A 22535-nucleotide genomic window follows, 5' to 3' on the forward strand; every position below is an offset into this window, starting at 1 on the left:
ATGAGCAAAATATCCGTAAGATCCCTTACAAAGGTTTTCGGCAGTCACAAAGCTGTTGACGGAATAAGCTTTGATGTGGAGGAGGGGAGCATTCTTGCTCTCCTCGGTCCCAACGGAGCCGGTAAAACCACCACTATAAACATGCTGACCGGACTAACCATTCCCGCATCCGGCGAGATACGTTATGACGGCACTCTGTTTGACCCGCAGAACAGGAGGATCAAGCAGACAATAGGCGTTGTGCCCCAGCATAATAATGTGGATCGGGATCTTTCGGTGTATCAGAACCTCAAAGCCCACGGAATACTCTTCGGAGTGAGCGGCTTAGGTGATAAAATTGCAAATGCTCTGGATTTTTCGGGGCTCGCCGCACATGCGGATAAAACTGCCGGAAACCTCTCCGGCGGGATGAAACGCAGGCTTATAATTGCCCGTGCTCTTCTTCATGAACCTTCGGTGCTTTTTCTGGATGAACCCACAGTGGGGCTTGATGCCTCTGTCCGCAGGACAATGTGGGACTTCATACGCAGTATAAACCATGATAAGCGATGTACAATTCTGCTTACTACCCATTACATTGAAGAAGCGGAAATGCTGTCTGACCGTGTGATGATAATGGATAAGGCGAAAATTGTCACTGAAGGAACGGCGGCAGGACTGAAGGCGAGGGTCGGCAAATGGGCTCTGGACATATACCGGAACGGTAAAACTGAGACAGAGTTTTTTGAAACCCGTGATGCAGGGCTTGAGAGACTGGGCGCTCTTTCGGATACAGCAAGTATAAGGGAAACAAACCTTGAGGATGTTTATCTTACCATTACCGGCAGGAGAATAGACGCATGAACGGCGTAAAAGGTGTTTTATACAGAGAGACACAGGTTCTCCGCAGCAGAATATGGAAGGTGCTTGCATCATCTGCTGTTTCCCCTTTTCTGTTTCTTGTTGCCTTTGGCTACGGAATAGGACGTTTTGCCTCTGTGGACGGGGTAAACTACCTCACGTTTCTCATCCCCGGACTTGTCGCAATGAGCAGCCTTAACCAGAGCTACGGAATTTCCGGCGAAATAAATATTTCCAGATTTTACTTTAAGGTCTTTGACGAGTATCTCCTTGCTCCTGTGAGCAGGTGGGAAATTGTTGCGGGCGAGGTGTTTTACGGAGTAATCAAAGGGCTTATTCCTGTGGTGATAATACTGGCTTACGGCTTTATTGCCGGTGCAGGGCTGAAAATGAGCCTTTTATTCATCCCAGTGATGCTTGTTCATCTGATTGTTTTTTCCCTTCTGGGCATAATTGTTGCACTCGTGGTAAAAAACCACGGGGATCAGATGTCTGTGAACACATTTGTGATAACCCCAATGATATTTCTCTCCGGCACTTTTTATCCGGTGGATAAAATGCCTTTTATGGCAGGTGTTCTGGCTCATATTTCTCCCATGACTTACTCAACAAAGCTCATACGATGTTCCCTGATAGGGACAGAGTGCGATATATGGCTGAACATGGGTGTTATGCTCGGTTCGGCGGCTGTGCTGTTCATAATAGCAGGACGGATTCTGAACGGGGTTGAAGGTTGAAGCTTCTATGGATTTTGATACTCGTAGCAGTATCTGCCGCTGCGTTGTTTGTTGGCTCCACAGATATAACCCAATTCCGCACGGATGAAGTCCAGAGGGATATTCTGCTTAATATGCGGGCTCCCCGTGTGGTTTTTGCAGGGCTGACAGGTGCTATGCTTGGCTTGAGCGGTTCTGTATATCAGCTTGTGCTGCGCAATCCTCTGGCGGACAGCTTCACCACCGGAGCGGCATCATCTGCTGCTTTGGGAGCTGTGATTGCCATAGCAGTGGGGCTTCCTGCACATCTTGCTTCACCTGTGGCTCTTTTTACGGGGTTAGGCGGGCTGATGCTTGTTTACAGTGTTTCATACCGCAGAAGCGGAATAAGCCCCATAACTATGATTCTGGCGGGTGTGGTGCTTAATATTGTTGCTTCGTCGGTGATAGGGTTTGTAAAATTCTTTTTTGAAGAATCTCTGACCTCCATAGTCTTCTGGCTTATGGGCGGTTTCTATATGATAACATGGGCAAAAACAGCTTTTGCGGCGTCTGTTCTCATTCTCTGCACAGCTTATTTTATGTTCAGGGCACGTCCCTTGAACATCCTCGCCCTTGATGAAATGTCCGCTGAAACATCCGGCGTGAATGTACGGAGTGAGCGAATGAGGGCGTTTGTGTTCTCCACTGCTCTTGTGGCTGTTTCTGTGAGTTTTACAGGCTTAATCGGGTTTGTGGGACTCATTGTGCCTCACATAGCCCGAAGTTTTTACGGCAGCGATGTCAGGCAGGGAATCTTTTATTCTTCCGTGTTTGGCGCACTGCTTATGATAACAGCGGATGCAGTGGCAAGAACAGTTATACCAAACGGAGCGGAGCTTCCGGTGGGGATAGTTACCGCAGTTCTAGGCGGAGTATTTTTTCTCTATATACTGCGGAGCAGACAGGCGGAGATCTGGCATGATTGATATTGCAGGTCTTGAATTTAAACGTGGCGTATTCTCGTTAAGTGTGCCTGATCTCACTGTGCAGAAAGGCTGCAAAATAGCCGTAATTGGTGAGAATGGTTCGGGTAAAAGTACGCTTCTGCATATACTTACCGGGCTTATCCCCTGTGAAGGCATCTATTACGGCGGAAAAGAGCTTGGCGGAATAAAGCGTAAAGAGCGTGCGGAAATGATGGCTTTTATGCCGCAGCTTCCGTCAGTTGTTTTTCCGTTTACTGTTTTTGAAGTGGTTCGTCTTGGTGCATACGCAGCAGGACATATGAAGAATGCTGACAGACTGACGGATGAAATTCTTAAAACAACTGCCCTTGTAACTCTGCGGGACAGAGCCTTTACGGAGCTTTCCGGCGGAGAGAAGAGAAGGGGGATGATAGCCCGTGCGCTTAATCAGCGAACAGATGTTCTCTTTCTGGATGAGCCTGTATCAATGCTTGATGTAAGGCACTCTCTGGAAATTTTAAAACTTCTGACAGATTCGAGCAAAACGCTCATTGCCTCAATGCACGAGGTGAATCTGTCGGTTAAATATTTTGACAGGATATGGATGATGTTAAATGGAAAACTGATATATGACGTACCGGCCGGAGAGGTTGAGGTGTCCATGCTTTCGGAGGTGTTCAGTGTTAAGGCTGATGCTCACGCTGACCATTTTACTTTCAGTATTTAGTGCTAATGCTGCCGAAAGAGTTGTTATACTTGCTCCCGCTGCGGCGGATATATTCTATAAACTAGGTGCGGGTGATAAAGTTGCCGGAGTTACAAAAAACGTTACGGAATTTCCCGAAGCGGTTAAGGTTGGTACGCACATCCGTCCGAATGCTGAGATAATACGCTCCCTGAAGCCTGATCTGATAATTACCGGCTCTGCTGATTCTTATTACGCTGATGCTGTTGAGGCTATTACCGGAGCATCAGTTTACAAGTATGACCCGTTGACCCTTGAAGAAATACTGGTTTGTGTCAGGGATATAGGCGAACTGACAGGCAGGACGGAGCAGGCGGCAGAGCTTGTGGGTGAACTTAAAGGCAAGCTTATGTCTGTTCAGCCTTTGCCTTCTGTTGCCAAGGTTATTTTCGAGGTCAGCCAGCTTCCTTACACAGCGGCAGGCAGGGGAAACATTGCCTCTTCTGTAATTGAGGCGGCAGGCGGAAAAAATATTGTGGATTCGGATGATAAGCTGGTGAAACTCTCACTGGAAAGAGTGGTTGCCTCGCAGCCGGATATTTATATCTGGCAGACAGGACCCATGAACCGCAACCCTGTTCCCCCTGCGGAGCGTCCGGAGTTTTCAAAAATGAGATCCAAATGGATACATGCGGATGAAAAGCAATTTTCAAGGGCTAACACAGGATCTTTTGACGCTGTGATTGAGCTTAATTCCGCCTTGAGGAAACTGTATGAATAAAAAGCTTATTATAGTCGGTGCCGGAGTTAACAGAAACTCAATGACACTGGCGGGTATTGATGCTCTTAAAAAGGGCGAAGTTGTTCTTTATGACAGGCTTATAGATAAATCTCTTCTTGAATATGCATCCTGCGAATGTATTGATGTGGGCAAACATCCCTATGATAAAAACTGTGTGCGTCAGAAAGATATAAATGAAATAATCCGTGAGCATCTGGAAAAAGGGCGCTGTGTTGTCCGTCTGAAAGGCGGTGACAGCTCTGTGTTTGCCCGCACGGCAGAAGAAGTTGAAACAGCAAAAGCTGCCGGTGCTGATGTTGAAGTCATAGCTGGGGTAACTTCCGCATCTGCCCTTTCCGCAAAGATGAAAAGCGCTCTTACTGACCGCCGTAATATCCCCGGTGTGGTTTTCATTACCGGGCACACGAAGGACGGCACTCTGGATGATGCTTACAACTGGAAAGCTCTGGCAAATCTGGGGCTTACTATTGTGGTTTACATGGGTGTCAGAAACTTCGGTGTTATTGCCGCAAAACTTACCGAAAACGGTATGGATGCTGCTGTTCCGGTATTGATAGGCGAGAATATCGGCACAGAAGGTGAGAGAGTAATGTTTACATCACTTAGCGAAGCAGAGAGGTTCATAGCTGAAAACAGTGTGAAACACCCTGCCACAATAATAATCGGAGAGGTAGTTAACCATGCCGGATAAAACATCATGCGTTCATGTCTACACCGGCAACGGCAAAGGGAAAACAACTGCTGTACTGGGTCTTTGCGTGCGCTGCGCCGGAGCGGGGTTTAATGTGTATTTCGGGCAGTTTCTCAAAGACGGCAACTACTCAGAGACTGAATCTCTGAAAAAGTTTGATAATATCACCCATGAAACCTTCGGGCAGAGCGGTTTTATAAGGGGCGAACCCACAGCAAAAGATATACAGATGGCTGAAGACGGCTTTGCGAAAATCAAAGAAGCTGTTTTCTCCGGGAAATACCGGCTTGTGGCGGCAGATGAACTAAATGTCGCCGTATTCAAAGGGCTTGTTAAAAAGGACGATGTTCTGGAGCTGATTAAACAACTGCCCGATGGTGTGGAGCTGGTTTTATCAGGCAGGTACGCCGCAGATGAAATAATAGGGGCGGCGGATCTTGTTACAGAAATGAATGAGATTAAGCATTACTACACCCAGGGAATACCCGCCAGAAAAGGCATCGAAAAATAATAATTCTTGAAGGAGGCCGTACGTTCTGTCGGCTTCCTGTATTGTTCTCCGCTTTCCGGCTCATTCGTTCACTTTTTTCTTTACAAATATTACATGACTAAAAAAGTTTCATTACGGTATTAATTTAGCCACTGTATTAGAAAGATCTAATTATGTTAAAGATCTTGACAATTGTTAGTGGTCTTGGTAATAAGGCTGAAGTAATTCAACGGAGGCTTGTATGATTGAAGAATATTTCAGCAAAGGCGGAATTATGATGTACCCGCTGCTGTTTTTCTCAATTGTGCTTACAGCAGTTTTTATAGAGAGAATGATTTTCTTTGCCCTTAACAGAAGCTCAGGAAAAGTTCTGGAAAATGCGGAACATTCGTTTTTTAAAGGTGATTTTAAAACAGCCCTCGCCACTCTTAAAAATTCAAAAGGCGCTATGGAGAAAGTTGCTGCCGAAATAATAATCCATATAAACTGCTCAAAACATGATCTTGAGCATATAGCGGAAAACAGAGCTATTTCAGAATTACAGAGGTTTTCACGCAGCCTGCATCTGATGGACCTTATTGGCAGAATATCGCCTATGGTTGGTCTTTCGGGAACAGTATTGGGAATGGTGAAGGCATTTCAGTCTATTTCAGCACAAAAAGGGGCTGTTGATCCTTCAATTCTTGCCGGAGGAATATGGGAGTCTCTCCTCACAACTGTTTTCGGACTTATGGTCGGGATTCCGGCTCTTATAATTTTTCATATCTTTGAGAATGAATTAAGCAAAAAAGCCCTGACAATAAAACTGAAAAGCGAGGAAATGATTCGCCGCGCAGGAGCCTGCGTTGATTAATCTCAGCATGTTCGCAAGAAAAAGCAGATCAGCGGATATGACACCTATGATCGATATGGTGTTCCTTCTTCTGATTTTCTTTCTGCTTACATCAGTATTTGCTGTTCCTTCAATTAATTCTGACCTGCCAGCAAGCAGCACTGAACAGAAAACAGACAAACTCGAAAGAGTGGTCACTTTAAAAGCAGACGGACGTGTGCTTATAGGTAAATCGGAAATACCGATGAGCGGACTTGAAGCGGGACTTAAGAACATGATCACTGAAAGCGGTGACAAGGTGATCACCTTAGCCGCTGATAAAGAAGTAAATTTTGAATCAATAGTTGCAGTTATGGACAGTGCCTTAAAAGCGGGCGCTGTGTCTGTTGAATTTCTCACGGAGAGCAGAGATGAGAGATAACAGGGGACGTATAGTTGCCGGAAGTCTTATTTTTTCTATGCTGCTTCATGGGGCTGTTCTCTTTTTAGTAAAGGTCGAGAATGCTCCGGCTGACCAGAAAGAGCCTGAAAGGATAACAGTATCCCTCAAACATTTTCAGCCCGAACCGGTTGCAGTTCCCGCTGTTGCAGAACCCGTTCCTCCTAAACCGCAGCCTGAACCTGTTGTTAAGAAAAACCCTCCGAAAAAAATTAAAAAGCCTCTCCCTGTGAGGGAAAAACCCGCTGCTGTTAAGGCAGTGGAGGAAACTGTTCCCGTTGCGGAAGAAGTTCCTGTTGTATCTGAAGCACCGGCAGAGGTGAAAGTTGCTGCTGTTCATACGCCTGTCCCTGCTCCAAGACCTGTTATGCCTCCCCAGCCGGAATTTGACTATGACAGCTTCAGAGCAAGACTTACAGACGGCATGGTACGAAATAAAAAATACCCTTACTCCGCAAGGCGCAGAGGGTATGAAGGCACTGTGGTTATCAAGCTGCATATTGACTGCGAAGGAAGGCTTCAGGGCTTAAAAATGGTTGAGTCCAGCGGGTTTGATATATTGGATAATGAGGCGCTTTCCCTTGCCTCATCAGTGTTCCCCATAAGGGAAAAACTTCCCGAACCTGTGACTTTGCTTATACCTATTGATTACAGCCTGCATAACTGAAAAAAAAGAGGAAAAAAGGGCGGATCCCCCTGTTTATAGACGTTATAAATCAGACTAAAGGAGAGTTTATGTACAGAAAGTTAATTTTTGTGCTTCCATTGCTTGCGTTTTCTTTAATTTCTGCATCCGCAGCAGATATGGAAACAGAAAAAATCAAAGTAACTGCCACACGAGTCGAGAAGGAAATGAAAGAAGTTCCTTATACAGTTAACGTTATAACGGAAGAAGATATCCGCAAATCGGGTGCAACAAGCCTTGCCGAACTCCTTCGTGATATTCCGGCTGTCCAGATGACAAGCACCGGAGCAGCGGGAGTCCAGAGACTGAGCCTTCGTGGTGAAAGCAGTTCCAGAACACTGATAATGGTGGATGGAATGAAAATCACAGAACAGAAGTCAATGGACGGAACACCTTTGCTCATTGATATTAACAGCATTGAGCGGATTGAGATAATCAAAGGACCTGGTTCTGTGCTTTACGGTTCCGAAGCCATAGGCGGCGCAATTAATGTTATAACGAAAAAAGGCGGCGACAGACCGGTTCAGGGTGTTGCCAGCTATACCTACAACACCAACAGTGACTCATATAATGCCGCTGCATCGCTTTACGGCGGTATCAAAAACTTTTACTACAGGGCGGAAGTTTCCAAAAACGATTTCGGCAACCGTGAAGACTCCCACGATGACGAGCTTAAAGGCTCTGAATATGAAAACACCAATATGAGCCTGCTTGCAGGATATAAAAACAAGAAATTCGATATGGGAGTGCAGTACACTGACTACGAGTCAGAGAGTGAGGTTTATGTAGGTGAGATTGAGCCTCCATTTACGATGATGCACATGATGCTTCCCGAATGGAACAGGGAAAAATACGCAGGATGGTTTGAATACCGCAATCCGGGCAGTTTTCTTAACAAGGCAAGAATAGATGTATTTACGCAGGAAACCTATAAAAAATTCATAAATAATATGGATATGACAGTGAGCATGGGTCCGATAACTATGCCGATGTCATACAGAGGGCTCACTAAAAATACACTCGATACCACAGGTGTTCTTGGTCAGTTTGATTTTGAGATTTCTGATACAAACCTTCTGATAGCAGGTTTGGAATATAATATTGATGACCTCAACGCCAAAGATAATATCCAGACCTTCGGTGCCCCTGTTGCCACTCTTACGGACACCGATGCAAAGCAGACGACAATGTCTGCATTTTTGCAGGACGAGCAGATGCTTGGCGATTTTATCCTCAGTGCCGGACTGCGCTATACTAAGGTCAAAAATGAAATAGAAAGCACAAACAACGCAAGTATTCCCGATGAAGATACTGACGATGATAATGTAGTGGGCAGTCTTTCACTGGTTTATACAGGCATACAGGACACTGCTTTGCGTGCTATCTACTCCAGCGGTTACAGAACGCCGAACCTCCAGCAGCTTTACATGGGAACAACTCACGGCAGCAGCACTCCCACATTTTCAAACCCGGATCTTGATCCTGAAACTTCTGACAACTTTGAAGTTGGTGTCAGATTCAGCAATAAAATGGCTGATATTGACCTTGCCGTGTTCCACACTAAGTCTGAAGACTACATTACCACTCATACAATTCCTTACGGCAGCGGCACTGCTCTTGAGTTCACCAATATTGACAAGGCTGAAACAACAGGAGCCGAACTGATGACTAAGGTTTTCATAGGCGACTTTACACCGTACATAAACGGCGCTTACATGAGGCGCAAATATGAGCAGGAAGGATTCAGCACCTATAAAAACGGCATTCCCGAAATAACTTCAAGATTCGGTATCCGTCACGATGCCAGATTCGGCAAGAAATTCGCTTTGAATACCGATATCTACGGACGTTACGCATCAAAAGCGGAGGATGCTGCACCTGATGGAACTGTGGACACCACAGAAGCCTATACCACCCTTAATCTTGCTCTCACAGGTTCTTACTTCTACAAAGACGGCAGAAGGATCATGGTAGGGGTTGAAGCCCTTAATATTAACAATCAGGACTATGAGCTTGCTATGTCTCCCATTCCCGAACCGGGCAGGCATTTCATACTCAAAGTATCAGCAGATTTCTAAGGTCAGGCATGAAAGTTTTGATCATGTATGCAAGCCGTTACGGAGCAACAGCGGTTATTGCTGAATGGATAGCCGAAAGGCTTACCATTGAGGGATGGGAAACAGAAAGGAGGGAAGCCCGCGAGGCTCCCTCTGCTTTTTCAGGTTATGACCTTGTGCTTATGGGGTCAGGTATATATGCCAACGGTTTTCTTCCGGAGATGGAAAACTTTATAGAAGAGCGTAAAGACGAGCTTGCCGAGGTGAAAACAGCTTTTTTCGGCACAGCAATGAAGACAGAGTGCATGTTTGTAAAAGGCAAAGCCATGGGGGGAGTGCAGATATTTGAAAAATACGCCGCCCTCACCGGAACATGTATATACGGCGAGATGCTCCACGGGGAGATGGTCTACGCCAGAATGACAGACACGGATAAAAAAGGTATGGACTACTTTTACCGAATGGCGGGATTCAGCGAGCTTGAAATAGCTGAACGCAAAAAGCCCCGGAGTCTTATGAATAAGGCAGAGGTCTGGGCTTTTACGGAGAATCTCGTTAAGCGGGTCATGAAAAGGTAAGGATATGGAAAGCTGGTTAAAATTCGTAGACGATGAAAAACGCAGACTGATTTTCGGCAATGAAGAAACTTTTGAAGCGGCAAAGGCTTATGATAAAAAACGCACTGTTCATGCCGGAATAAGAGGAAAGAATGTCGAGGCGGATAAAACTATGTCTGTCTGGCAGGCAGAGGCGAAGGCTAAACATTCCTTTGAAGATGCCTGCGTGTATATAAATATTCCTTTTTGCCAGACAAAATGTACATACTGCGGTTTTTTCAAAAACCTGTCCGATGCTTCGCTGATAGATGACTACACAGAAGCTCTCACCGGGGAGATAGCGGATGCCAAAAATACTCCCCTGTACTCCCATGGGAAGGTAAGGGCAGTGTATATAGGCGGCGGAACTCCCGGGACGTTATCTGCGATGCAGATTGAAAAAATGCTGAAAGCTGTCCGCGAAAGCCTGCCTCTCTCGAATGACTGCGAAATCACCTTTGAAACAAGAACTTACCAGTTTGGTGCTGATAAGATTCAGGCATGCGTTGATAACGGTGTAAACCGTTTTTCCCTTGGTGTTCAGTCTTTTGACACAAAAGCCAGAAGGGCGATTGGCAGAGTGGATTCGGGAGAAAAGGTAATGGAGATGGTAAGCAGGCTTATTTCCATGAAGGAGGCAAGCGTTTCCCTCGATTTTATCTTTGGTCTGCCGCATCAGCCGGTTGAAACTTTTCTGAACGATATTCACACTGCTGACTGCCTTGGTGTGGATGGAATGGCTGTTTACCAGCTTAATGTCTTTGAAGGCGGAAAGATGGACGAGGGGATAAAAAAAGGCAAAACCGAAGCTGTTCCTGAAACCTCAAGGCAGTATGAATACCACTCTGCTGCGTATGAGATGCTTTCTGATATGGGATATTCACAGCTTTCAATGTCCCACTGGGTCAGAGGCACTCTGGACAGAAGCATATATAACCGTTTCACAAAATCCGGCTGCGTGCTTCACGCATTCGGCGCCGGTGCAGGCGGAAGAACAGAAAACTACGGTTATTTTGTTCACCCTGCCGTAACACCGTACAATATGATGAGAGCAAAAGGAATTAAGCCTGTGATGGGGCTCTCTGAAAAAAATATCATGAGCGGACTTTATGAGTTCATAAACGGACAGATGGATACAGGTATTCTCCGTTTTGACACGGCTGAAAGGCTTTTCGGAATTAACCTAAAAAGCATTTTTTCTCCTTTGACAGAATCATGGGAGAAAAGAGGTCTTGTCACTGTGGGCGAGAGAACTATGCGTCTGCTCCCTGCCGGGCAGTTCTGGTACGTGAATATGACTCAGGCGCTGCTTGATATTCTTGAATTGATACACAGCCAAGGCGTTTATGAACCCGTATCCGATAAAATAGCAGCTCAGGGCTAGGAGGAAGCTATGCAGACAGAAAAAATTACGGATTATCTCTCAAAAAATAAAAATATGCCTACGCTTTTTGCGGCAAGAGAACTTGGAGTTTCCGAAAGGGATATTCTCCGCAATATAGATGGCGACGGCATTATTGAAGTGGGCGGAAGTTTCTTTGATACGGTTATGAAAGAAGCCGCAGGGTGGGGTGCTGTTACGATTATTGTAACTAATGACTCTGCAATCATAGAAATGAAGGCATCTATCCCTGTGGGACAGTACGCCAGAGGCTTTTTTAATCTGCATTCGGAAGAAAGCCCCCTCGGAGGGCATATATCTTTTGAGGAAATTGACAGTATATTCTTTGTGAGCAGACCTTTTATGGGCAAAGAGAGTCATTCTGTTCAGTTTTTTGATAAGAACGGCAAATGCGCATTTAAAATTTATCTGGGTCGTGACGCATGCGGTAAAATGCTGGAGTGCCAGAAGGCGGAATTCGGTAAACTTAAAAAGAGGTGCCTCGCATGAAACGGCTGGCTCTTCTTCTTTTTGCTTTCTGCTTTGGGGCTTTACAGGCATCTGCCTTCACATTCACTGACGATGCCGGTGATTCATACACATTTGACAAAGTGCCCGGAAAGGTTATTGTGCTGAACAGCTCAAATCTTGAACTCTTCATCGCAGCAGGGGGAAAACCCGCCGCATACGGTGAAAGCGGCACAATGCCTGCATATCTCAACGAGTATATCAAGGGCGTGCCATCAGTGGGCAGGGTTCAGAGTCCGGATCTTGAGCGTATTGTTGCCATGAACCCTGATCTGGTAATAGGGATGAATTTTCCTTTCCACATATCTCTTAAAAACTCTCTGAAACAGGCAGGTATTCCGCTTGCTGTCTTCGGAGTGCATGACAGAAATGATCTCACTGCAAAAATGGAAATTTTCGGTCAGATAACAGGAAACCCCGATAAGGCATTTCAGAAAGTTGCCTCTATAAATTCTGATATCGAAAAAGCACAAAAAACATTCGGCAAGCCCTCTAAAAAGGTGCTTGTGGTATACGGAACACCTGAAAGTTTCAATATGGCTCTTCCTGCAAGCTTTATAGGAGAAATTGCGGAGCTTGCAGGCGGTATGAATATAGCCGGAAGAGATATGAAAGGCGGAACAGGCATGTACAGCGGTTTTGTCCCTGTGAGTCTGGAATATGTGACTATGGCTGATCCTGATATGATATTCATCATCTCCCACGGTAATAAAAGTACACCCGCCGCTGATTCTCAGCTTAAAAAGCAACCCGCATGGAGCGCTCTCCGTGCTGTCAGGGAGGGAAAAGTGATAAGCCTTCCTTTTGACACATACGGAATAAATCCCACTGTCCGTTTGGGCGAAGCTGTTCTTGAGTTGTCTTCATTGATGTATCCGGAACTGTACAAATGAAACATGGTATTCAGACCGATCCTGAAAACGGAAAAAGGCTTGTTACGGCATTTTTCGGAACAGGACTTCTTTTTTGCGGTCTTCTGATCAGTGTTGCTAAAGGCTCTGTTGGGGTTAGTCTTAGTGATTTTCTTGCGGTTTTCACCGCAGCCGATGCTAATCAGGGCATATATCAGGTTATTATGAATATACGCCTGCCCCGCATACTCACGGGCGGGCTTGTGGGAATGAACATGGCTCTTTCCGGAGCGATACTCCAGTCTGTTCTTAAAAACCCTCTGGCAGATCCGGGAATTATAGGTATTTCTGCCGGAGCAGGACTTGCTGCTATGGTTGTGATGATACTCTTTCCGGCGATGTCGGCAATTATTCCGCCCGCTGCTTTTCTGGGAGCGGTCGGCGCAGCTCTGATAATCTACTTCATCGCATATAACGGCGGGGCACATACTCTCAGGCTTGTATTGGCAGGGGTCGCCCTGTCTGCTTTTCTTGCTGCATTTATGTCGGCGCTGACAGTGCTTTTCAGTGACAGAGTTCAGGGTACGGTAAACTGGATGGCAGGCACTCTCCACGGCAAAAGCTGGAATCATTTTTATATGGTTCTGCCTTACTCCGTTGTTGGTTTTTTAGGTGCCGTTTTCGGTGCAAAGTATCTTAATATCCTCGCACTGGGAGATGATATCGCCAGAGGACTGGGGCTTCAGGTTGAAAAAGCAAAGTTTCTGCTCACTCTTCTTGCGGCGCTTCTTGCGGCGTCTGCTGTTTCTGCTGTAGGTCTCATGGGTTTTGTGGGGCTTATTATTCCTCACATAACAAGACTGATCGTTGGCTCAGACAACAGGTTTCTTATACCGTTCAGCGCTCTTTTCGGCGCTGTCACAGTTATTTTTGCCGATACTGCGGCACGGACGCTGTTTTCACCCTATGAGCTTCCCGTGGGGATACTCATGGCATTTATAGGTGCGCCGTTCTTTCTCTATCTGCTTACAAGGGGGATAAAATGACAGGATGTCTCAGTGTTGATTCTCTCCGTGCCGGTTACGCAAAAAAGGAAGTTTTAAAAGGGGTTTCCCTCTGTTTTGAAAAAGGGCGTATAACAACAGTCATAGGCCCGAACGGCTCTGGCAAATCTACTCTGCTTAAAACAGCGGGCAGACTTCTTCAGCCTTTCTCAGGTTCTGTTCTTCTTGAGGGAAAATCCATTGCGGAGATGGATGATAAGAGTATAGCAAAAAAACTGGGCATACTTCCGCAGTCACCGATTGCTCCTATGGATCTGCCCGTTCACTGTCTCGTTGCCTTCGGGCGTACACCGCACCACGGCTTCATGAACCGCTTCAGCAATGAGGACAGAGACGCAGTTGACTGGGCAATTAACGCCACCGGACTTGAGGACAAACGTTTTAAACGCATAGGTCAGCTCTCCGGCGGTGAAAGACAGAGAGCATGGATTGCAATGTCGCTGGCGCAAAAGCCGGAGATACTACTTCTGGATGAACCCACAACCTATCTTGATATACACCATCAGTTTGAAGTGCTTGAGCTTCTTCGCAGGCTTAATGATCAGCATGGTCTTACAGTGGTCATGGTTCTGCACGATCTCAACCTCGCAGCTTCATTCAGCCATAGAATAATTGCTCTGAAAGAGGGGATGACCGTTGCCGACGGAACTCCGGAAGAGGTTCTGTGCGCTGACAATATCTACAATGTATTCAATATACGCTCAAAGATTATCCGCATAAATGAAGACGGCATAGAAAAAACAGTTGCCGTGCCCCTTGGAGTGAGACATTGATTTTGAGGATCGAAAACCTGTATAAGCAGTATAAAAATGTGAAAGCCGTGAACGGCGTGAGTTTTGAGATAAAAAAAGGGGAGATTTTCGGTCTTCTCGGTCCTAACGGGGCAGGGAAAACTACTGTGATTAAAATGATTTCCACTCTGACCAAACCCGATGAAGGTTTTATTGAGGTCAAAGGTTTTGATGTTGTTAAAAACAGGCACGATGTCAGAAAAGCTGTTGCTGTCGTCCCGCAGGAAAATAATCTGGACGGTGATTTAACAGTTCATGATAATTTGCTTGTTTATGCTGCCCTGCGCCGTGTACCGGATGCCAAAAGAAAGGTGCTTGAAGTCATGGAGCGCTTCGGCATAGCGTCAAAAATGAACGAACTGGTGGATAAACTTTCCGGCGGTCAGAAGCGAAGGGTGATCATCGCAAGGGTAATGCTTGCGGAACCGGAGCTTATTCTTCTGGATGAACCTACCCTTGGTCTTGACCCGTCAATACGCAGGGAGATTTGGAATCTGATAGTGCAGATCAAAAACAGAGGCAAATCAATTCTTCTCACAACACATTATACGGAAGAGGCTGAAAGCCTCTGCGACAGGGTGGCTATAATGTCTTCCGGTAAAATTAAACGTATGGGCACACCTGAAGAGCTTATAAACGAAGCAGGACGATTTGTTCTGGAAACCAGCGGACAGGACGGTTGCAGAGTTTTCCGCATAGTCCGCAGCAGGGATGAACTTGATGAGGCAATGAAAGAGAACGGCAGCGCAGCCTGTACAGTGAGAGATGCCCGCCTTGAGGATGTTGTGGTTATTGAAGGAGGGATTAATGAACACGGTGCTTGATTTTGCTTATGAAACATGGGCTGTGTTTCTGCGAGAGGCGCTTCTTCTTAAGAATAAGCTCACTAAGCTGGGATTTGTTTTTTACTCCCTTACATCGCCCCTGATATATCTTGCTGCCTTCGGGTTTGGCTTTGGCTCACGCATAAGTTTTGAAGGGGTAAGATACGAATATTTTCTTGTGCAGGGTATCGTCAGTATGACATCAATGATGAACTCATACAACCTTGTGATGCTCGCTGTTAGTTACGGAAGACTCCATACAAAAAGCTTTCAGAACCTCATAACGTCACCGGTGTCTGCTCTTTCGCTGATGACGGGAACTGTGCTTTCAGGTATTCTTCGAGGAGTTATGGCTTCAGTCGTTGTCATTTTAGCAGGTTTTATTCTGTTTGATGTATTCCCTTTTGGCTTTTTCTCTGCTGTTGCGTTGTTCTTTAACCTGTTATTTGCCGGTTCACTGGGAGTTATTATAGGGTTGTCAATTAAAGATCTGGAAGCAAATGCAGTCATTATGAATTTTTTTATTATGCCTATGAATTTTTTCTCCGGTACATTTTATCCGGTGGATAATCTGCCCGGTTTTTTGAATAAGCTGGTTTATTTATTTCCGCTCACCCATACAAACATTATTATGAGAGCAGAATCAATGACACAACCAGTGCTTTTGTCGTTAATAATATTGATTATTCTGACATTTATAACCTTCATTGCAGGTGTATTCATGCTTAAGCGTTATTCTGAATAAATTAAACCTCTCCTTTTTCCAAAAATAGTTGACAAGTTTTATTTATGGAGTTAGAAAATTAAAACTTTAATTTGCATTCCTAACAAACTGTCATGGTTTTAGTTAAATGTTCCGAGGGAGAGGTTAAATTTGATGAGAGAAGAAACTGCTGAAAAGCAGACTCATAATGATAAAGAATACAGATGCCCGAATTGTGGTAAGCTCCTGATGAAAGGGGATGTTAATATTGTTCAGATTAAATGCCCACGCTGTAAAAATATTGTTACTTTCAAAGGGTAGTGTTCAGTAAGAGTCAAAAAGAACAGTATCTTTATTTTTTCCTATAAGCTATTATTGCCCCTGTTTCCTTCGGGGAGGGCTTATGGGCTCAAATGAAAATTATTTAAACCGCTTTGTTGAATCAGCAAAAAAAGAATACGGACAAGGGTATGATTCTCTCCGTTTTCTGACACCTGAAGAAGCCGTTCGTGCTGTATCCAAAAGAACAGAGCTTCTTGAGAGCCTCAAAGGAAAAATTAAATGGGATTACTCAGGCACAAAGACAGATTCCGAAAACCTCTCCCCGGGCTGCCGCCTCTGCGGAAGCGGTGAGTGGTCATGCCTTTTTATAAATAACAAATGCAACTGCTCCTGCTTTTACTGCCCTGCATCTCAGGATGAAAAGGGCGTTCCCGCCACAAATACCGTGAGTTTTCCTGCGCCGGAGGAGTATGCGGCATACCTGAAAAAGTTCGGCTTCAAGGGTGCAAGCATCAGCGGTGGCGAGCCTCTGCTCACACCAAAACTTACTCTCTCTTTTATCAGAACAATAAAAAAAGCTTTCGGAAATAATATTTACCTCTGGATGTACACTAACGGTACTCTGGCGGATGATGAAATCCTCACCAGCCTGCGTGATGCGGGGCTTGATGAGATACGCTTTGATATAGGCGCAACATCATACAAACTGGATAATCTGAAACGTGCCTGTGGAGTGATACCCACTGTTACTGTTGAGATTCCTGCAATACCTGAGGAAAAGGAGCTTTTACAGAAGCTTATGCCGGAACTTGCGGAAATGGGAGTCAAACATCTTAACCTCCATCAGTTGAGGCTTACTCCGTATAACTTTGAAAAGCTTATTAAAAGAAACTACACATATATCCACGGTGATAGGGTTACAGTTCTGGAATCAGAGCTTACAGCCCTTGAGGTCATTAAATACGGAAAAGACAACAACATTAATCTACCCGTCAATTACTGCTCTTTTGTTTATAAAAACCGTTTTCAGGCGGCAGGAGCGAGAAGGCGTAATGCCGGTTTTATAATGAAGGGTTACGAAACTCTCACCGAAAGCGGATTTATTCGTACTTTCTGCCTCAAAGGAGATAGCAATGTACTTACCTCTCTTTCTTCTTCTTTTAGCGAAGGTCTGTTTATGATGAACGGCGGAGAGCTTTATGTACACCCGTCTCTGATGAAAAACCTTGATTTATGCGCTATTAAGGTAGTTATAAGATATTCTGCGGCCCGCCAGATGGGTTCTGTGAGCTACCATAACCCGTTTATGGAGGTGAAGGTGACTAAAAGCAAAAAGATAGCTGTGGAGCGTTACCGCACCGGGGATGAGATTATACTTGAACAGGACGAAGCCGCTTTATTTGCCGATAAAGGAACGCTGCCTGAGAGGTTTGATGAATATGAATTTGTAAAAGAAGGCTTGCAGGAGTACATATAAATTTTTTTCACTGCCACAGATAAAAATAGGCAGAAGCTGGCTTTAAATTGAGAAACTTTATTAAAAAGCTGAATATTTAGTACGCTCCCAGCGATCCTCAGACAACTTCCCGCTTCTAACGGTACGGGAGATTATTTTGTTACTTAAAACTTTTATTTGAGCAGTGTAGTCAAATTTAGTATCTTTTTCTCCGCCCTTAATCTCGATTATAAATGAGCTTTTATCATCCTGTTTAATTTTTGCTTCGTATGGGTTTGCCAAATCCATGTAGACTGACAAGGGGACATCTACTTTGCTCTCTCCTACCTGAATTTCCAGAGAAGTTATCATATCCGCCTCAATGATATCTAAGCTTCCCCAGGCGTCATAGATTTTATAGGGATTGTCCATATCGTTCTGTGTGGTAATTTCGACAACTATATTGTTGTGATGTAACACTATTTTATCGTTTGAAATATCAAACGCAAATGCTAATGATGAGAAAGTTATTGTGAACAAGAATATTTTCAGAAAAAGTTTCATAAATAAACCTCATTAAATATTGTTTAGTTTTAATTCGGATAAAAAGAGCGTGCCATTTCAGGCACGCCCTTTGTCTTTTTAATCTTTAATATTTGCGAAATAGTCTCTGGTTTCTTTGACCACCACAGGGGTAAGTCCGAGAAGACCTATAAGGTTTGGCACTGCCATCAGCCCGTTGAAAACATCGGAAAGCAGCCAAACTATATCAAGCTTGGAAATTGCACCGACTCCCACAAAGACTATGAAAGCGTATCTGTAAACGGGGATTGATTTCAGCCCGAAGAGATACTCCATGGATCTTTCGCCGTAGTAGCACCAGCCGAGGATTGTTGAGTAAGCAAATAGCGCAAGGCTTATAGCCACTATCACTGCTCCGCCTGAAAAACCGGTTGAGAATGCAAATGTGGTGAGATCCGCACCGTTTCTGCCGCTTGCCCATGTGTCAGTTACTATAAGAACAAGACCTGTCATTGTGCAGACAACTATAGTGTCGATGAATGTCTGAGTCATGGAAACAAGCGCCTGCGTTACAGGGTGTTTTGTCTGAGCGGCAGCAGCAGCTATGGGAGAGCTTCCGAGACCTGATTCGTTGGAGAAAACGCCTCTTGCCACACCCATTCTGATAGCGAGCATAACCCCTGCGCCTGCAAAACCGCCTGTGGCAGCAGCAGGTGAGAATGCCTTTTCAAAAATAAGGGCAAAGGCACCGGGAACATGCCCAGCATACATAATAAGTATTGCGATTGCGCTGATAATATAAAACACTATCATTACAGGAACAAGGATACTTGTTACTCTGCCTATACTTTTGATTCCGCCGAGAACAACAAGCGCCGTGATGAACATCAGCGTTATTCCGGTGAAATGAGCAGGTATGCCGAATGTACTTTTCATCGCATCAGCAACAGAGTTTGACTGAACCATGTTGCCGATACCGAATGAAGCCACAACAGCAAAAACTGCAAAGAGCATGCCGAGTTTTTTCCAGCCGAGACCGTTGGAGATATAGTACATAGGGCCGCCGCTCATTGAGCCGTCTTCCTTTTGTACACGGTATTTAACGGCGAGAACCGCTTCGGCGTATTTTGTCGCCATACCCACAAGTCCGGTTACCCACATCCAGAACATAGCACCGGGACCGCCTATGGCAATTGCTGTTGCCACGCCGGCTATGTTACCCGTTCCCACTGTTGCGGAAAGGGCTGTCATAAGTGCCTGAAAATGTGTGATGTCTCCGGGGTGATCGTCTGCTTCTCTCTTTTTGATAAGAGCCAGCCAGAGTGAGTGAAAAAGTTTGGTGAACTGAAGGAATCTGAGGTTTATTGAAAGCCAGATACCTGTGCCCACAAGTAAAACAAGAAGTGGCGGACCCCAAACGATTCCGCCTATTAGGTTAAGAATATGTTCAAATTGCTCCACTGTTTACCCCCAATAAATATTTGAGCGAAAATCATACTACTTAATTTCATTATTTTCAAACATTTGTTTTATGTTTTGAACCAAAGTGTTCGCCAGCAGGCTTGAGACAAAGCTGTGTTAAGGACGGATAAATGTAACAGCGGTTTAAGGTGTGCTGTGCCCCCGTTTTTTTCCCGCTGAAGATCAAACGGGGACACAGGATAAGTTAGGAGAGGGGTAGAAGGTTATCTTAAAAACTCTGAAAGATGCATAACTTTAGTGCTTTTGCCCTTTTTGCCCAAACCTCCCGCTATCTGGATTACGCATCCCGGACAGTCGGTCAGGACAGTGTCTGCACCTGTTTTTTCTATATTTTCTGTTTTTTTGTCGAGTATTCCGGCGGATATACCCGGATATTCAACAGACCACGAACCGCCGAAACCGCAGCATACATCACTGTCCTGCATCGGGATGAAGCTGTCTCCCAGAAGAGATGCCAGCAGATCCTCTGCGGATGAACCCAGACCGCGCTTCTGGTGGCAGGGGGTGTGGTAAGTTACTTTTGCTTCCTTATTAAAAGAAACATCTGTAAGTCGTTTATCTTTAATGAACATAGCGAATGATTTAACCTTTTCCGATATGAGCCCGGCTTTTTTGAAGTCCTCCGGTCTGTCTTCAGTATAGTGCTTGAAATCTTCTTTGACGGCAAATCCGCAGCTTGGGCAGAGAACCAGATAAGCTTCGTAATCATCGGGTTTTTTCATCTGTGCCAAACAGGCGGATATTGTTTTGCGTCCGCCTTCGCCGTCGCCTCCGTGTATCGCAGGAAGTCCGCAGCATGCGGCTTTATCCGGTGTATCAACCTGATAACCCTGCTTTTCCAGAAAGTTTACTAAGGCTGTTCCCATCTGCGGATAGAAATATTCCACAGCGCATCCGGGATAAAAAAAGATGCGCCCTTTAGGATTCTGCACAGAAGATCTGCCAGACATAATGTCTGTGAATGTTTTTTGTTTGATAGAGGGAAGCTCTCTGAAATTTATTTCTCTGCCGGCAAAAGGGATTTTTTTGATTTTGCCCGCCGCAGTTAATGGAGCGGCGAGTATCGAGCCGGCTTTCATTATCACACGGAAGCGTTTTCCGCTGCTTAAGATATTACTGTAGAGGAATTTTTTGAGCGGGTTAAGACCAAACTTGCCGCCAATATTTACGTTAAGCTCGGCAATTATTTTTTGTAAATCTATTCCAGACGGACAGTTGGTTGAACAGGCACGGCAGCCTATACACATTTTAAGTATGTCCCGTGCTTTTTTCTCGCCGTGGAACATCGCAGTCATTATCAGCCCTATGGCTCCGAGATAAACATGACCGAATACGTGACCGCCAACCATTTCATAAGCCGGACAGACATTGGCGCAGCTCCCGCAGCGCATGCACTTGAGAGCTTCAGAGAAAAGAGGGTGGTCAAAAAAGGCAAGCCTTCCGTTATCAAGGAATATGTAATGAACCTCTTTTTGCCCTGTTTCCGATGTTTCGCACGGAACCTGCCCCTTGATCCATGTGGTATATGTACTGATTCTTTGTCCTGTCGCACTCTTAGGGAGCATACGCACAACCTTTAGAGCTGTCTTAAAATCCGGCACAAGTTTCTCATAGCCCAAAAGAACAAAATGGACAGGGGGAACAGTGGCGGACAGCCTTGCATTGCCTTCGTTGGTGACTATGCCTATTGCTCCTGTGGACGCTACTGCGACATTAGCACCTGTGAGTCCCGCTCCTGCCTCAAAATATGAGCTTCTCAGGGCGTGACGGGCGGTTTTAACCATTGTGTCGATATTTTCCCTGTCCAGACCGGCGTTAAGAAGAGCATTGAAAAGATCAGCAACCTGACCTCTGCTTTTATGTATGGCAGGCATAACCATATGAGACGGATGTTCCCCTGCAAGTTGTAGTATCCATTCACCGAGGTCGGTTTCCACAGGCTTAATGCCGTGCTTTTCAAGATAAGCGTTGAGCTTGATTTCCTCACTGGTCATGGATTTTGATTTGACAATAGACTTTATGTTTTTATCTTTGCATATTTTTTCGATATATTTACAGGCATCAAGGCTTCCCGATGCTCTGTAAACCTTAGCACCGCTTTTTTCTGCATTTGCTTTGAACTCTTCAAACAGTGCTTCGCATTTCTCCCTTGTCATCGCTTTGAGGTTGTTCATCTCTTTCGTCATTGCGGTGAAGTCAAGCCCTGCATATGCGTTAGCCTTGGACGCCTTGTACGCTGAGGCGAAATTTTTCAGGTTAGTGTAAAGGATTTTATCATTCAGACTGCGTCTGATTCCGTCTTTTCCGCTCATTTTCTGCCTACCTGTCGGTAATTATGTAAACTGTCATTTCGCATGGACCGTGAACGCCTATGGTGAGAACCCTTTCTATATCCGCAGTGCGGCTTGCCCCGGTAATAAATGCTGTGAATGATGCAGGGTTTGATGTTTTTTCTTCAAGGAAGTTTGCTATGTCTTCCAGAGAAGGAACAATGCGTGACACCGGAACTGCAACATACAGTCTTTCTGCGAGGCAGGTGGCTTTACGCAGTGCTTCATCCGTGCTTTCAATTACCACGCTGCCTGTTTCAGCTATGGCGAAGTCAGCTTCGACAAGGGCGGTGCTTATGCCTTCTTTTCCTGCGGAAACTTCCTGATTGTACTGCTTCTCGGTTTTAAGGCTGATATAATTGTAATTATTGCTGCTTATTGATGAAAAAAAATCATCGCTGGAAATAAGTATATTTTTGCTGCTGACACTTTCTGAATATTTGATAAAGGTTTCGGTGAGTCCGCTCATTTCATCCTCACTTTTTAAGTGGTCTTACCACTAGTGTATCCGCAGCTAAATTCTAAGTCAACAGTTTTTTATATGATGTATTTAAAATAGAGC

Annotated in this window: 25 protein-coding genes; 21 read left to right on the top strand and 4 right to left on the bottom strand. The window is 45.1% G+C overall.

Annotated elements, in window-relative coordinates:
* The 21 genes from ACYRYY_RS00715 (at position 1) to ACYRYY_RS00815 (ending at position 17681) form a co-directional block, all read left to right on the top strand.
* Positions 1 to 843 carry an ABC transporter ATP-binding protein gene (locus tag ACYRYY_RS00715; protein WP_460213571.1) on the top strand — a complete coding sequence of 281 codons (843 nt, stop codon included), beginning with the start codon at positions 1 to 3 and terminating at the stop codon, positions 841 to 843.
* The gene (locus tag ACYRYY_RS00720) at positions 840 to 1577 is read left to right on the top strand and encodes an ABC transporter permease (RefSeq protein WP_460213572.1); all 738 of its coding nucleotides are present in this window, start codon (positions 840 to 842) and stop codon (positions 1575 to 1577) included. The genes ACYRYY_RS00715 and ACYRYY_RS00720 overlap by 4 nt, the downstream gene beginning before the upstream one ends.
* Positions 1574 to 2524: a FecCD family ABC transporter permease gene (locus tag ACYRYY_RS00725; protein WP_460213573.1), complete on the top strand. Its 951-nt coding sequence runs from the start codon at positions 1574 to 1576 to the stop codon at positions 2522 to 2524. Before ACYRYY_RS00720 ends, ACYRYY_RS00725 begins: the two co-directional genes overlap by 4 nt.
* On the top strand, positions 2517 to 3230 hold the full coding sequence (locus tag ACYRYY_RS00730; RefSeq protein WP_460213574.1) for an ABC transporter ATP-binding protein: 714 nt from the start codon (positions 2517 to 2519) through the stop codon (positions 3228 to 3230). Before ACYRYY_RS00725 ends, ACYRYY_RS00730 begins: the two co-directional genes overlap by 8 nt.
* Entirely contained in the window at positions 3184 to 3969 is a 786-nt protein-coding gene (locus tag ACYRYY_RS00735) for an ABC transporter substrate-binding protein (RefSeq protein ID WP_460213575.1), read from the top strand. The genes ACYRYY_RS00730 and ACYRYY_RS00735 overlap by 47 nt, the downstream gene beginning before the upstream one ends.
* Entirely contained in the window at positions 3962 to 4681 is a 720-nt protein-coding gene (gene cobA, locus ACYRYY_RS00740) for a uroporphyrinogen-III C-methyltransferase (RefSeq protein ID WP_460213576.1), read from the top strand. The genes ACYRYY_RS00735 and cobA overlap by 8 nt, the downstream gene beginning before the upstream one ends.
* Complete coding sequence (locus tag ACYRYY_RS00745; RefSeq protein WP_460213577.1) at positions 4671 to 5192, top strand: cob(I)yrinic acid a,c-diamide adenosyltransferase; 522 nt, start codon at positions 4671 to 4673, stop codon at positions 5190 to 5192. Before cobA ends, ACYRYY_RS00745 begins: the two co-directional genes overlap by 11 nt.
* Before the next feature lie 220 nt (positions 5193 to 5412).
* Entirely contained in the window at positions 5413 to 6024 is a 612-nt protein-coding gene (locus ACYRYY_RS00750; RefSeq protein ID WP_460213578.1) for a MotA/TolQ/ExbB proton channel family protein, read from the top strand.
* Positions 6017 to 6424 carry an ExbD/TolR family protein gene (locus ACYRYY_RS00755; protein ID WP_460213579.1) on the top strand — a complete coding sequence of 136 codons (408 nt, stop codon included), beginning with the start codon at positions 6017 to 6019 and terminating at the stop codon, positions 6422 to 6424. Before ACYRYY_RS00750 ends, ACYRYY_RS00755 begins: the two co-directional genes overlap by 8 nt.
* The gene (locus ACYRYY_RS00760; protein ID WP_460213580.1) at positions 6414 to 7109 is read left to right on the top strand and encodes an energy transducer TonB; all 696 of its coding nucleotides are present in this window, start codon (positions 6414 to 6416) and stop codon (positions 7107 to 7109) included. The genes ACYRYY_RS00755 and ACYRYY_RS00760 overlap by 11 nt, the downstream gene beginning before the upstream one ends.
* Positions 7110 to 7177: 68 nt before the next feature.
* The gene (locus ACYRYY_RS00765) at positions 7178 to 9205 is read left to right on the top strand and encodes a TonB-dependent receptor plug domain-containing protein (RefSeq protein WP_460213581.1); all 2028 of its coding nucleotides are present in this window, start codon (positions 7178 to 7180) and stop codon (positions 9203 to 9205) included.
* Positions 9206 to 9213: 8 nt separating this feature from the next.
* Positions 9214 to 9762: a flavodoxin domain-containing protein gene (locus ACYRYY_RS00770; RefSeq protein ID WP_460213582.1), complete on the top strand. Its 549-nt coding sequence runs from the start codon at positions 9214 to 9216 to the stop codon at positions 9760 to 9762.
* Between the two features lie 4 nt (positions 9763 to 9766).
* Complete coding sequence (gene hutW, locus ACYRYY_RS00775; RefSeq protein WP_460213583.1) at positions 9767 to 11164, top strand: heme anaerobic degradation radical SAM methyltransferase ChuW/HutW; 1398 nt, start codon at positions 9767 to 9769, stop codon at positions 11162 to 11164.
* Between the two features lie 9 nt (positions 11165 to 11173).
* Positions 11174 to 11671: a heme utilization cystosolic carrier protein HutX gene (gene hutX, locus ACYRYY_RS00780; RefSeq protein ID WP_460213584.1), complete on the top strand. Its 498-nt coding sequence runs from the start codon at positions 11174 to 11176 to the stop codon at positions 11669 to 11671.
* Positions 11668 to 12582, top strand: coding sequence for an ABC transporter substrate-binding protein (locus ACYRYY_RS00785; RefSeq protein WP_460213585.1), 915 nt, complete (start codon positions 11668 to 11670; stop codon positions 12580 to 12582). The genes hutX and ACYRYY_RS00785 overlap by 4 nt, the downstream gene beginning before the upstream one ends.
* Positions 12579 to 13586, top strand: a complete 1008-nt coding sequence (locus ACYRYY_RS00790) for a FecCD family ABC transporter permease (RefSeq protein WP_460213586.1) — start codon at positions 12579 to 12581, stop codon at positions 13584 to 13586. Before ACYRYY_RS00785 ends, ACYRYY_RS00790 begins: the two co-directional genes overlap by 4 nt.
* Positions 13583 to 14377: an ABC transporter ATP-binding protein gene (locus ACYRYY_RS00795; RefSeq protein WP_460213587.1), complete on the top strand. Its 795-nt coding sequence runs from the start codon at positions 13583 to 13585 to the stop codon at positions 14375 to 14377. Before ACYRYY_RS00790 ends, ACYRYY_RS00795 begins: the two co-directional genes overlap by 4 nt.
* Positions 14378 to 14379: 2 nt before the next feature.
* On the top strand, positions 14380 to 15219 hold the full coding sequence (locus ACYRYY_RS00800) for an ABC transporter ATP-binding protein (protein ID WP_460213588.1): 840 nt from the start codon (positions 14380 to 14382) through the stop codon (positions 15217 to 15219).
* Entirely contained in the window at positions 15203 to 15964 is a 762-nt protein-coding gene (locus ACYRYY_RS00805; RefSeq protein WP_460213589.1) for an ABC transporter permease, read from the top strand. Before ACYRYY_RS00800 ends, ACYRYY_RS00805 begins: the two co-directional genes overlap by 17 nt.
* Before the next feature lie 132 nt (positions 15965 to 16096).
* The gene (locus tag ACYRYY_RS00810) at positions 16097 to 16243 is read left to right on the top strand and encodes a Com family DNA-binding transcriptional regulator (RefSeq protein WP_460213590.1); all 147 of its coding nucleotides are present in this window, start codon (positions 16097 to 16099) and stop codon (positions 16241 to 16243) included.
* 82 nt (positions 16244 to 16325) lie between these two features.
* Positions 16326 to 17681 carry a radical SAM protein gene (locus ACYRYY_RS00815; RefSeq protein ID WP_460213591.1) on the top strand — a complete coding sequence of 452 codons (1356 nt, stop codon included), beginning with the start codon at positions 16326 to 16328 and terminating at the stop codon, positions 17679 to 17681.
* Positions 17682 to 17741: 60 nt separating this feature from the next.
* Here ACYRYY_RS00815 and ACYRYY_RS00820 read toward each other — a convergent pair whose 3' ends face one another.
* From ACYRYY_RS00820 to ACYRYY_RS00835, 4 genes are all read right to left on the bottom strand, one after another.
* Positions 17742 to 18203, bottom strand: coding sequence for a hypothetical protein (locus tag ACYRYY_RS00820; protein WP_460213592.1), 462 nt, complete (start codon positions 18201 to 18203; stop codon positions 17742 to 17744).
* A 78-nt stretch (positions 18204 to 18281) separates the two neighbouring features.
* Complete coding sequence (locus tag ACYRYY_RS00825) at positions 18282 to 19622, bottom strand: alanine/glycine:cation symporter family protein (RefSeq protein WP_460213593.1); 1341 nt, start codon at positions 19620 to 19622, stop codon at positions 18282 to 18284.
* 224 nt (positions 19623 to 19846) lie between these two features.
* Positions 19847 to 21955 (bottom strand): L-lactate dehydrogenase (quinone) large subunit LdhH, encoded by a 2109-nt coding sequence (gene ldhH, locus ACYRYY_RS00830; RefSeq protein ID WP_460213594.1) that lies wholly within the window; start codon positions 21953 to 21955, stop codon positions 19847 to 19849.
* 7 nt (positions 21956 to 21962) lie between these two features.
* On the bottom strand, positions 21963 to 22442 hold the full coding sequence (locus ACYRYY_RS00835) for a LutC/YkgG family protein (protein ID WP_460213595.1): 480 nt from the start codon (positions 22440 to 22442) through the stop codon (positions 21963 to 21965).
* Between the last annotated feature and the right edge of the window lie 93 nt (positions 22443 to 22535).

Source organism: Geovibrio sp. ADMFC3, assembly GCF_054687035.1.